General features: G+C 60.3%; 11 protein-coding genes. 6 read left to right on the top strand and 5 right to left on the bottom strand.

Annotated features, from left to right (window positions below):
* Window positions 1-435 precede the first annotated feature (435 nt).
* Both EJA70_RS14415 and EJA70_RS14410 read right to left on the bottom strand, forming a co-directional pair.
* On the bottom strand, window positions 436-1,515 hold the full coding sequence (locus tag EJA70_RS14415) for an endonuclease/exonuclease/phosphatase family protein (RefSeq protein ID WP_158831583.1): 1,080 nt from the start codon (window positions 1,513-1,515) through the stop codon (window positions 436-438).
* A 75-nt stretch (window positions 1,516-1,590) separates the two neighbouring features.
* Entirely contained in the window at window positions 1,591-2,265 is a 675-nt protein-coding gene (locus EJA70_RS14410) for a YciC family protein (RefSeq protein ID WP_008087373.1), read from the bottom strand.
* Window positions 2,266-2,443: 178 nt separating this feature from the next.
* Between EJA70_RS14410 and EJA70_RS14405 the strand changes: the two genes are divergently transcribed.
* The 3 genes from EJA70_RS14405 to EJA70_RS14395 all read left to right on the top strand — a co-directional run bounded on the left by EJA70_RS14405 (window position 2,444) and on the right by EJA70_RS14395 (window position 4,587).
* Complete coding sequence (locus EJA70_RS14405; RefSeq protein WP_158831582.1) at window positions 2,444-3,190, top strand: DUF2076 domain-containing protein; 747 nt, start codon at window positions 2,444-2,446, stop codon at window positions 3,188-3,190.
* A 287-nt stretch (window positions 3,191-3,477) separates the two neighbouring features.
* Window positions 3,478-3,957, top strand: a complete 480-nt coding sequence (locus tag EJA70_RS14400) for an NYN domain-containing protein (protein ID WP_016986151.1) — start codon at window positions 3,478-3,480, stop codon at window positions 3,955-3,957.
* 24 nt (window positions 3,958-3,981) lie between these two features.
* Window positions 3,982-4,587: a PolC-type DNA polymerase III gene (locus tag EJA70_RS14395; RefSeq protein ID WP_158831580.1), complete on the top strand. Its 606-nt coding sequence runs from the start codon at window positions 3,982-3,984 to the stop codon at window positions 4,585-4,587.
* A 153-nt stretch (window positions 4,588-4,740) separates the two neighbouring features.
* Here the strand turns inward: EJA70_RS14395 and EJA70_RS14390 are convergent, their stop codons facing one another.
* Complete coding sequence (locus EJA70_RS14390) at window positions 4,741-5,193, bottom strand: Lrp/AsnC family transcriptional regulator (protein ID WP_158831578.1); 453 nt, start codon at window positions 5,191-5,193, stop codon at window positions 4,741-4,743.
* 163 nt (window positions 5,194-5,356) lie between these two features.
* On the opposite strand from EJA70_RS14390, the gene yedA reads away from it, so the two are divergent.
* Together yedA and EJA70_RS14380 are read left to right on the top strand one after the other, a co-directional pair.
* Complete coding sequence (gene yedA / locus EJA70_RS14385; RefSeq protein ID WP_158831576.1) at window positions 5,357-6,292, top strand: drug/metabolite exporter YedA; 936 nt, start codon at window positions 5,357-5,359, stop codon at window positions 6,290-6,292.
* 52 nt (window positions 6,293-6,344) lie between these two features.
* The gene (locus tag EJA70_RS14380) at window positions 6,345-7,682 is read left to right on the top strand and encodes a DEAD/DEAH box helicase (RefSeq protein WP_008082980.1); all 1,338 of its coding nucleotides are present in this window, start codon (window positions 6,345-6,347) and stop codon (window positions 7,680-7,682) included.
* Between the two features lie 73 nt (window positions 7,683-7,755).
* Here the strand turns inward: EJA70_RS14380 and EJA70_RS14375 are convergent, their stop codons facing one another.
* Together EJA70_RS14375 and EJA70_RS14370 are read right to left on the bottom strand one after the other, a co-directional pair.
* On the bottom strand, window positions 7,756-9,015 hold the full coding sequence (locus EJA70_RS14375) for a TIGR03862 family flavoprotein (RefSeq protein WP_158831574.1): 1,260 nt from the start codon (window positions 9,013-9,015) through the stop codon (window positions 7,756-7,758).
* Between the two features lie 268 nt (window positions 9,016-9,283).
* Window positions 9,284-10,204 (bottom strand): histone deacetylase, encoded by a 921-nt coding sequence (locus tag EJA70_RS14370; RefSeq protein WP_158831572.1) that lies wholly within the window; start codon window positions 10,202-10,204, stop codon window positions 9,284-9,286.
* 82 nt (window positions 10,205-10,286) lie between these two features.
* Here EJA70_RS14370 and EJA70_RS14365 point away from each other — a divergent pair, with 82 nt between their 5' ends.
* On the top strand, window positions 10,287-10,856 hold the full coding sequence (locus EJA70_RS14365; RefSeq protein ID WP_008082983.1) for a GNAT family N-acetyltransferase: 570 nt from the start codon (window positions 10,287-10,289) through the stop codon (window positions 10,854-10,856).
* The last annotated feature ends 54 nt before the right edge of the window (window positions 10,857-10,910 follow it).

The raw sequence follows: 10,910 nt of genomic DNA, 5'->3' as shown, positions 1-10,910 counted from the left end.
TGCCGCAGGCTGCGATCTTTTGATGTTGTTCTTGAAGATCAAAAGATCGCAGCCTGCGGCAGCTCCTACCTTGATTAATCTGCTGCCGAGTAACCCTGCAGGAGCCGAGCTTGCTCGCGAAACCGGTGTGTCTGCCGGCCTGTGTGCTGGCTGATCCAACGCCAAATGTAGGAGCTTCCGCAGGCTGCGATCTTTTGATGTTGTTTTTGAAGATCAAAGGATCGCAGCCTGCGGCAGCTCCTACCTTGATTAATCTGCTGCCGAGTAACCCTGCAGGAGCCGAGCTTGCTCGCGAAACCGGTGTGTCTGCTGGCCTGTGTGCTGGCTGATCCAACGCCAAATGTAGGAGCTGCCGCAGGCTGCGATCTTTTGATGTTGTTTTTGAAGATCAAAGGATCGCAGCCTGCGGCAGCTCCTACACGGGGATGTGGTGATTTATGGGGCAGCGGGGAGGAGGAAGCGGGCGATGACCGGCAGGTGGTCGGAAATGCGCAAGGTATCGTCCTGGCGCACCGTCGCTTCGATCCGTTTGATTTTCGGGCTGTAGAACAGATAGTCCACCGTGCGATCCGGGCCATTCAGGCCGGGGTCGTTGGGGTAGTGCGTCAGCCACTGCGCACGGTCAATGCCGCCGGCCTCGTTGTTGGTCGGGATCATCGGGTACTTGTCCCACAGCAGATGCAGTTCGCTGTCGGTGGAGTAGGGCGTACGCCGTTCGACCGGCAAGCGGCGGTATTGCCCGAGCGGCAACAGGTTGAAGTCACCGCCGATCAGCCATGGCAGGCCCTGGCTTTCATATTTGTCGAGGACCTTGGCCACGGCGCTCACTTGCGTCTGCAAGGTGCTGTCCGGCTGGCTGGCGCGTTCCAGATGCGTGTTGAAAACGGTCAATTGTCCGCCATCGCTGAGCGGCAGCTTGGTCGCGAGCAAGGCATCTTTGGGCTGAAACTGACGGCTGATGAAGTTCGCCGAGGCCACCGGCAATTGCAGGCGTTCGGCGTGTTCGATGCGGTAGCGGCTGAGGGTCGCCAGTTGCCGGCCGACACTGCCGAAGATATGCCGATCAGGAACGAAGTCAGCCTTCCAGTCAAAAGCGCTGACGCTGCACGGATACAGGTCGGCGACCCTTTCCTGCAGCAGTTTGAGCTGATCCTGATAATCGCTGGCCTTGGCGCCGTCATCCAGCTCCTGCAACAGCAGCACATCGGGCTGCTCATCACGGATCACCCGCGCCACTTCATCAAGGCTGAAGGCCATGTCTTCCAGTGTCGGCGATTCGTCGTCGCCCTGGGCCAGGTCATTCCAGAACACGTAGCGCTTGCCGGCGAGAAACTGCACGTTCCAGGTCATGACTTTCAGCGCTTGCCCCGGCACCAGCGTCGGTGGTTTCCCGGTACAGCTGACCGGCAGGGTTTCGCGGGCATCGGGGCGCCAAGTCAGGCTGAAAATCAGCCCGCCGATCACGGCGATGGCGAGCACAACAAGCAACAGGGTGTAGCGCAGTAGACGGGTCATGGCTCGGCTTATAGCGTTACAGAAAGTGGCCCCGAGCATACCTGAGGGCGGTCGCCATGCCCAAGCGCTGCGCTGTCAGACCGCTCCGTCACGTTTGTCAGGCAATTCGCTGATGAGCATGAACAGGCGAAACAACACCACGCTGGTGAACAGTTGCAGGAAGCTGTGGGCGCTTTCGATCAGCACGGCAATCGCCGGGTTCTGCGGCTCGGGATAGACCGCCAGCGTCGCGCCCTTGAGCAGCCACAGTGGCGTCATCACACACAGAATGCACAGCAGAATTCGCCAGAAATGCCCGCGGGTCAGGCGCAGGCTTTCTTTCATTGCCTGCAACGGGGCGAGGCCGCGCAGCACCAGCAGGTACTCACCGAACGCAAGCATGACCATCAGTATCAGGCCCGGCAGGAAGTACAGCGACAGGCCGAGCAAGATCAACAACGTGTTGAGCGCGGTCAACAGCGCGAAACGCGGCCACAGGCGGGCCGACATCGCCAGCAGATCAAGGGTGCGCGGCGACTCGCCTCGGGTGCGGGCGTCGAGAAACAGGATCAGTGCAGCGGTGTAGAGCGGATAGACCAACAGGCCGACGACCACACTGACCGAGGAAAAACTGTCCGGGTCGGTGTTGTGATCGACCACTTGCTGCAACAACGCTTCGAAAATCACCAGCGGCAGACACAACTGCACGATGCTGCCCAAATGGCGTTTGAAAAAATACAAAGAGTCGCGCAGTACTTCGAGGGCATTCATCAGTCGGTATCGCAGGTCGAAAACAGTGGCTCACTTTAACCGATGATGCGCGCGGCGGCACAAACGTAAACATTCGGTAAAGGTCATTGAAACGTTTTGTCACTGTCTCCATTACAGGAGAGCACCTCACTCAAAGTGGGCGAGGGCAACGTTATCCCCGGCAATCTACGAGGTCGCCATGAACAGCGAAGAGCAAACCCTGATCGATGGACTGTTTTCCCGGTTGCAACAGGCCGAAACGGAGGCAGCCCCGCGCGACGCCCAGGCTGAATCGCGGATCAAGGAACACCTGACCCGCCAGCCGGCGGCAGGTTATTTCATGACCCAGGCGATTCTGGTGCAAGAGGCTGCGCTGAAGAGCCTCGATGAGCAGAACAAACAACTGACCCAGCAAGTCCAGCGTTTGCAGGCTGAATTGCAATCGGCCAAGGCCCAGAGTGCTGCGCCTGCTTCGAGTGGTAGCGGTGGATTCCTGTCGAGTATTTTCGGTGGCAGCCCGCGTCCGGCGCCGACCCAAAGTGCTGCCCCGTCTTCCACGGGCGGCTGGCGTGAACCGGCCCCGCAGCAGAGTTTCGGCGCGCCCGCGCCACAACAGAACTTCGGTGCAGCGCCGCCCAACTATGCGCAACAAGCGGCTCCGGCAGCGGGCGGCAGCTTCCTTGGCGGCGCCTTGAAAACCGCCGCCGGTGTGGCCGGTGGTGTAATGCTGGCGCAGGGCATCAGCAGCCTGTTCCATCACAACCAGCAACCGGAAGAAATCGTTGAAGTGATCAAGGAAGAACCGGCGCAGGTTGCCGACCAGAGCAACAGTGGCTGGGGCGATGATCAGCGTATGGCCGGCAACGATCAGGGCGGGTTCACCGACACCGATTACAGCAGCGACGACAACTCATCGTTCTTCGATGACGACGACTCCTTCGTCTGACCCATCTCTAAACTTCACGCTAACTCTGTGGCGAGGGGATTTAGCGAAACGTCGCACCGCCCCGTTGGGCAGCGGAGCGGCCCCAGTTTTTGGGACTGCTGCGCAGCCCATCGGCGCGGTGCGACGTTTCGCTAAATCCCCTCACCACATTCACCACTCGTCAGTAGCACCTCGGCGCCTGCCGGTGATTATTCGCTGAACCTTCCTCATGGCTGGCATACTGAGCGCCTTTTTCGGGCCCCGCGCCCGATCCCGCTTCGTGCGCTTGCGCGCCCACAGGAACTCCGGTGAAAAAAATCGCAGTGTTCGCCGACGTGCAGAACCTCTACTACACCGTGCGTCAGGCCTATGGTTGCCATTTCAACTATGCGGCGCTGTGGGCGGACATCAGCAAGGACGGGCAGATTGTCGAGGCCTACGCCTACGCGATCGACCGTGGCGACAGCAAGCAGCAGCAGTTCCAGCAGATCCTGCGCAACCTCGGCTTCACCGTGAAGCTCAAGCCGTACATCCAGCGCAGTGACGGCTCGGCCAAGGGCGACTGGGACGTCGGCATCACCCTCGACATCATGGACGCCGCCGACCACGTCGACGAAGTCGTTCTGGCCTCCGGTGATGGCGATTTCGACATGCTGCTCGAACGCATCATCAGCAAACACGGTGTGCAAGCGGTCGCCTATGGCGTGCCGGGACTGACTGCCAACTCGCTGATTCGCGCGGCCAGCCGTTACGTGCCGATCGAAGGCGCGCTGTTGCTCAAGAATTGATTTTTGTACGGAGTTGAACCCGGTTTGGAACGCATTGCAGTCATCGACTTTGAAACCACCGGCCTCTCGCCGAACAGCAGCTGTCGCGCCACGGAAATCGCCGTGGTCATGCTGGAAAACGGCCGCATCGTCGAGCGTTACCAGAGCCTGATGAACGCCGGCGTGCGCGTTCCCGCGTTCATCGAACAACTGACCGGCATCAGCAACGCCATGCTGCGCACCGCGCCGCCGGCCGAGAAGGTGATGAACGAGGTCAACGAGTTTGTCGGCTGCACGCCGCTGCTCGCGCACAACGCCTCGTTCGACCAGAAGTTCTGGGACTTTGAACTGGGGCGGATCAAGCGCACGCGGTTGCAGAATTTTGCCTGCTCGTTACTGCTGGCCCGACGCTTGATGCCGGCAGCGCCGAATCACAAGCTTGGCACCCTCACCACATTCGCGCGCCTGCCGCACACCGGCCAGGCTCACCGGGCCATGGCCGACGCCGAGATGGCGGCCAACCTGATGGCGCATCTGGCCGAAGAGTTGCGCCACAAGCACGGCGTGCGCGAGCTGTCGCACGACCTGCTGTGCAAACTGCAGAAAGTCCCCGCCGCGAAAGTCAGCGAACACCTGCAACGCTATCGCTGACGCCACCCGATCCTCTGTAGGAGCTGCCGCAGGCTGCGATCTTTTGATCTAGAGGTGAAAGATCAAAAAATCGCAGCCTCGTTTCACTCGTCAGCTCCTACAGGGGATGGAAGATTGTTTCTGTGCAGGGAGAGGGGCGGTCACGCGATTTATTCACTTTCCGTTGTTTTCGATATGGCCGAGCGGCACGCGCTTTTCGATGGCGCTCGACAGCACGATCGATGTCTTGCTGAAGCCGAATTTCGCCACGCGATTGATCAGCTCTTCCAACTCCGGCATTGAACCCACCGCGCCTTTCATCATCACGCACGGATCGCCCGTCACTCGAAAGCACTCGGTCAGTTGCGGGATCTTCACCAGTTCGTCGTAGACCTTCTGACTGCCGTTCTGGTGCAGACGCAATTCGATCATGCACTGGATCGGTAAGCCGATTTTCGACAGGTCGATTTTCGCCTCATATCCGGTGATTACTCCGGATGCCTCAAGCTTGGCCACGCGTTCGGCCACCGCGGGCGCTGACAGGTTCACCTTGCGCGCCAGATCGGCGTAAGACGCACGGCCGTTTTCGAGCAGAGCGCTGAGCAGCATGCGGTCGTATTTGTCCAAGATCGAACTCCTGAAAATGCCAGACTTTCGAAATCGCGGTTTAAGCCGTCGATCTCCGTGATTTCCAAAGTGTACCGGCCTGATAAACAGGTTTTGTAGCTTATTTTTGCCCGTGTGCCTTTCTAGAATAATCCAATCCCTGATCCTGACAGTCGAGCCACTCATGTCTGCCTTGCGCCGTTTTTCTCTACCGCTGATCGCCGCGTTTTTTGCGTTGTATGTGATTTGGGGATCGACCTACCTGGTGATCCGCATCGGCGTTGAGTACTGGCCACCGCTGATGCTCGGTGGTGTGCGCTTCGTGATCGCGGGCACGTTGATGTACGCGTTCCTGCGCTGGCGCGGGGCGCCGGCACCGACCTGGGCGCAGTGGAAAGCGGCGGGAATTATCGGGATTTTGCTGCTCAGTTTCGGTAATGGCGCGGTGAGTGTGGCTGAGCACACGGGCGTGGCTTCGGGTGTCGCAGCCTTGGCAGTGGCAACGGTGCCGCTGTTCACTTTGCTGTTTGGTTATTTCTGGGGTGCGCGCAATACCCGTCTGGAATGGGCCGGAGTGGCCTTGGGAATCATCGGCATCGCCATGCTCAACATGGGCTCCAACCTGCAATCGAGCCCGATGGGCGCAGCGCTGCTGATTTTTGCGGCGGCGACCTGGGCGTTCGGTTCGGTGTGGAGCAAACATTTGCCGTTGCCGCAGGGGGCGATGGCCAGTGCGGTGGAAATGCTCGTTGGCGGTGTGGTGCTGCTGATGGGTAGCGCCGTCAGTGGCGAACGCCTGCAAGCCGTGCCGCCGATGGAAGGCTGGCTGGCGTTGGCGTACCTGATCTTCTTCGGCTCGATCATCGCCTTCAACTCTTATATGTATCTGCTCAAGCACGTACGCCCGGCGGCGGCGACCAGTTATGCCTACGTCAACCCGGCGGTGGCGGTGTTGCTCGGGATCGTGTTTGTTGGCGAAACCATCGGGATCGAGGAAGCGCTGGCGATGCTGGTGATCATCAGCGCCGTGGTGCTGATTGGCTTGCCGCAGTGGCGCCGCCCAGCACAGCCGCCAGTCGTGGCGCCGACAGCCGTTCCCACAGAAACGCGTACGAATTAGGGTAAACTGCGCGGCATTGCATGCCCGCGTCATCTTTTCCTACGGTACTCCCATGACTTTCGCCACCCTTGGCCTGATCGAACCCTTGCTGCGCTCCCTTGAGACGCTCGGCTACCAGACCCCGACGCCGGTGCAGGCGCAAGCCATCCCAGCCGTTCTGGCCGGTCGCGACCTGATGGCCGCCGCCCAGACGGGCACCGGCAAAACCGCCGGTTTCGCCTTGCCACTGTTGCAGTTGCTGAGCATGGAAGGGCCGAAAGTCGCTGCCAACTCGGCGCGTGCGCTGATTCTGGTGCCGACCCGCGAGCTGGCCGAGCAGGTTCATGAATCTGTGCGCCAGTACGCCGAAAACCTGCCGCTGCGCACTTATGCGGTTTACGGCGGCGTCAGCATCAACCCACAAATGATGAAGCTGCGCGGCGGCGTCGATGTGCTGGTCGCCACGCCGGGTCGCCTGATCGACCTGTTCCGCCAGAACGCGCTGAAACTCGATCAGTTGCAGACTCTGGTGCTGGATGAAGCCGATCGCATGCTCGACCTGGGCTTCTCCGAAGAACTGGCGAACATTTATCGCATGCTGCCGAAGAAGCGCCAGACCCTGCTGTTCTCCGCGACGTTCTCCGATGACATCCGTCTGCTGGCAGGGCAGATGCTCAACGATCCGCTGAGCATTGAAGTCAGCCCGCGCAACGTCGCCGCCAACACCGTCAAGCAGTGGATCGTCACGGTGGACAAGAAGCGCAAGGCCGAACTGTTCGTGCACCTGATGCGCAAGAACAAGTGGAAGCAGGTGCTGGTGTTCGCCAAGACCCGCAACGGCGTCGATGCGCTGGTGGAAAAACTTCAGGGTCTGGGTGTGAACGCCGACGGTATCCACGGCGACAAACCGCAGGCGACTCGTCAGCGCGCGCTGGATCGTTTCAAGCTCAGTGAAGTGCAGATTCTGGTCGCGACCGACGTTGCTGCCCGTGGTCTGGATATTGAAGATTTGCCGTTGGTGATCAACTTTGATCTGCCAATCGTGGCCGAAGACTACATCCACCGTATTGGCCGTACCGGCCGTGCGGGTGCAACCGGTGAGGCGATCTCGCTGGTGTGCGCGGATGAAGTGAACATGTTGTCGGCGATTGAAATGCTGACGCGCCAGACTTTGAAGCGTCAGAACGAGCCGGACTTCGAACCTGAGCACCGCGTGCCGGACACCGACGCCAGCGGTCAGGTGATCAAGAAGCCGAAGAAACCGAAGAAGCCGAAAGCTTCTGGTGGTGGCGGCAAGCGTAATCTGGGCAAATGGGTGGATAGCGGTGAGACGCAGGCGCCGGAGCCTTCGATCAAGCCTGTGCGCAAGGTGCCGGTATTTAACACCGGCCCTCGTAAGCGTAAGCCGTAACTCCTGTAGGAGTTGCGGCACGCTGCGATCTTTTGATCTTGATTGCCGAAGATCAAAAGATCGCAGCCTCGTTTCACTCGTCAGCTCCTACAGGGTTAGGGTGTTTGAGCCACTGTAGGATCCCCGACCCTGCCGCCCGGCCGCTGGCGAAACAGCCTGTCAGCAGATAGCCGCCCGTCGGCGCTTCCCAATCGAGCATCTCTCCCGCGCAGAACACCCCCGGCAAGGCCTTGAGCATCAAGCGCTCATCCATCGCCTCAAACGTCACGCCACCGGCACTGCTGATCGCTTCGTCCAGCGGCCGCGGTTTCACCAAGGTCAGCGGCAACGTCTTGATCGCCCGGGCCAACAGCGCCGGATCGGCGAAAGTCGCAGCATCGGTCAGCTCACGCAACAACGCCGCTTTCACCCCATCAATCCCGACCTGGCTGTGCAGATGCTTGGCCATCGAACGCGAACCGCGTGGCTTGCTCAATCCCGCCTGTAACTTATCCACAGGCCGGCCGGGCAGCAGGTCGATGTGAACAACCGCCGCGCCATACTGATTGATCGCCTCACGAATCGGCGCTGACAGCGCGTAAATCAGACTGCCTTCAATCCCGGTCGCAGTGATCACGCATTCACCCAAGCGCGGAATGTCATCGTTCAAACCAATGGCGATATTTTTCAGCGGCGCGCCGGCGAATTTGCTGACCATCAACTCGCTCCAGGCCTGCACCTCGAAGCCACAATTACTTGGCTGCAGCGGCGCAAGTCCTACACCGCGTTGCTCCAGTGGCAGCATCCAGGCGCCGTCGGAACCGAGGCGCGACCAACTGCCGCCGCCGAGGGCGAGCAGGGTGGCGTCGGGTTTGACGGTGATTTCACCTTCCGGGCTGTCGATGCGCAGCGCACCGTGTTCATCCCAGCCGAGCCAGCGATGGCGGGTGTGGATAACTACGCCGCTGTCGCGCAGACGCTTGAGCCAGGCGCGAAGTAGCGGCGCGGCTTTCATGTCGGTAGGGAATACGCGGCCGGAGCTGCCGATAAAGGTTTCGATACCGAGATCGTGAATCCATTTACACAACGCGTCAGCATCGAAGCCGCGCAGCAGCGGGGCGATTTGCGGTGCACGTTCGGCGTAGCGCGAGAGGAACGCCGGGTACGCTTCGGAGTGGGTGATGTTCATCCCGCCAACGCCAGCCAGGAGGAATTTGCGGCCCACCGAGGGCATGCCGTCGTACAGATCGACGCGGATTCCGGCCTGGCTCAGCACTTCGGCGGCCATCAGGCCGGCAGGGCCACCGCCGATGATGGCGACGTGAGCGGGGGAGGAGACGGCGTTCTGGGTCATGGCGTGCGCTGCGGTATGGCGGGATAAGCCGCGCATTCTAACAGCGCAAATCCCTTGTAGGAGCTGAGCTTGCTCGCGAAAGCGGTGTGTCAGCCACCAACAATACTGAATGAAAGACCGCTTTCGCGAGCAAGCTCTGCTCCTACAAGTTTGTGGTGGTTAAAAATTGACCAGTGTTCTGTAGGCCATGGTGGATGTGGGCTGTAGGCTCTTTCACGCAGGTTATCCACAGGCAGTTCCACAGCGATTGTGGGTAACGCAGCACAGCTCAATGACAACCGTGTGACTGCCAGACCCGTTGTGCGCTGTGATGGAGGATGCCGTGGCGGCGGGCAAGGGCGTGGCGATCCTTGCTGTAGCCGCCGCCGATCACGCCCATCACCGGAATGTCGCGGCCCAGGCAATGGCGCATCACGCTTTCATCACGGGCGGCGACGCCTTCGTCCGTCAGTTGTAAATAACCGAGGGCGTCGTCCTTGTGCACATCAACGCCGGCGTCGTACAGCACCAGATCCGGTTGATACAGCGGCAGCAAATAGTTGAGCGTGTCGTCGACCACCTTCAAATAATCGCCATCGCCCATGCCTTTGGGCAGTGGAATGTCCCAGTCACTTTCGGCTTTGCGTGCAGGAAAATTCTTTTCGCAGTGCAGGGAAACGGTAATCGCCTCCGGCGTGTCATGAAGAATCCGCGCCGTGCCGTCACCCTGATGCACATCGCAGTCAAAGATCAGCACGCGATTGACCCGGCCGCTTTGCAGCAAATAATGGCTGATGATCGCCAAGTCATTGAAGATGCAGAATCCCGCCGGGTAGTCGTAATGCGCGTGATGGGTGCCGCCGGCCAAGTGACAGGCCAGGCCATGCTCCAGGGCTTGTTCCGCCGCCAGAATCGAACCGCCAACCGCGCGCACCGTACGCCGCGCCAAAGCTTCGTTCCAAGGCAGGCCAAGGCGCCGTTGGTCTTCGCGGGACAACTCGCCGCTCATGTAGCGTTCGATATACGCACGGTCATGGGCGAGGGCGAGGATGTCGTTGGGGCAGATCTCGGGGCGCAGCAGGTCAGCATCGCGGGTCAGACCGCTGTCGACCAAGTGATCGCGCAGCAGACGAAACTTGTCCATCGGGAAGCGGTGATCCGCCGGAAACTCGGGGCTGTAGTCTTCGTGGTAGATCAGCGGCAATGGCATGTCGGTTTCATGTAGGAACGTAGGAAAGAGTGAAGGATCCTACCAGCGATGTAGACTTGCGGCATGGAAACGGAGGGGCACGATGGAGCCGATACTGGAACTGCAAAGCGCGCGGCTGGTGATGCGTCAGTGGCAGGACGAGGATTTGCCGGCATTTGCGGCGATGTGCGCCGATCCGCAGGTGATGCGCTACTTTCCGGCACCCTTGAGCCGACTGGAAAGCGCGTCGATGATCGGCCGCGTGCGCGGGCATTTTGCCGAGCACGGTTTCGGCTTGTGGGCGCTGGAGCGCAAGGACAGCGGCGAATTCATCGGTTTCACCGGGCTCGGCGTGGTCGGGTTCGACGCGCCGTTCACCCCGGCGGTGGAGATCGGCTGGCGTCTGGCCAAGGAACATTGGGGGCTCGGTTATGCCAGTGAAGCGGCGTGGACCGCTCTGCGTTGCGGCTTTGACCGCTTGGCCTTGAAGGAAATCGTCTCTTTCACCGCGCAAACCAATCTGCCTTCGGAGAAGGTCATGCAGGCGATCGGCATGCATCACGCCCCGGAGGATGATTTCGATCACCCCAAGCTTGCCGCCGATCATCCGTTGCGCAGGCATGTGCTGTACCGCATCACCCGGGAACAATGGCTGCAAACCTTGCATGGCTAAGCCGACACGGACGTTTACAATGGCCGCCAAATCATTGGCCCGTGCCAGAACCTG

Source organism: Pseudomonas sp. PB103 (genome assembly GCF_009764635.1).
GTDB lineage: Bacteria > Pseudomonadota > Gammaproteobacteria > Pseudomonadales > Pseudomonadaceae > Aquipseudomonas.
The sequence above is the reverse complement of the archived record's forward strand: the minus strand, read 5'-3'. Positions and strand labels throughout refer to the sequence as shown.

Excerpts from the sequence above, each read along its gene's own strand:
- EJA70_RS14415 (WP_158831583.1), bottom strand. The coding sequence starts at position 1,515 with ATGACCCGTCTACTGCGCTACACCCTGTTGCTTGTTGTGCTCGCCATC.
- EJA70_RS14410 (WP_008087373.1), bottom strand. The coding sequence starts at position 2,265 with ATGAATGCCCTCGAAGTACTGCGCGACTCTTTGTATTTTTTCAAACGC.
- EJA70_RS14405 (WP_158831582.1), top strand. The coding sequence starts at position 2,444 with ATGAACAGCGAAGAGCAAACCCTGATCGATGGACTGTTTTCCCGGTTG.
- yedA (WP_158831576.1), top strand. The coding sequence starts at position 5,357 with ATGTCTGCCTTGCGCCGTTTTTCTCTACCGCTGATCGCCGCGTTTTTT.
- EJA70_RS14380 (WP_008082980.1), top strand. The coding sequence starts at position 6,345 with ATGACTTTCGCCACCCTTGGCCTGATCGAACCCTTGCTGCGCTCCCTT.
- EJA70_RS14375 (WP_158831574.1), bottom strand. The coding sequence starts at position 9,015 with ATGACCCAGAACGCCGTCTCCTCCCCCGCTCACGTCGCCATCATCGGC.
- EJA70_RS14370 (WP_158831572.1), bottom strand. The coding sequence starts at position 10,204 with ATGCCATTGCCGCTGATCTACCACGAAGACTACAGCCCCGAGTTTCCG.
- EJA70_RS14365 (WP_008082983.1), top strand. The coding sequence starts at position 10,287 with ATGGAGCCGATACTGGAACTGCAAAGCGCGCGGCTGGTGATGCGTCAG.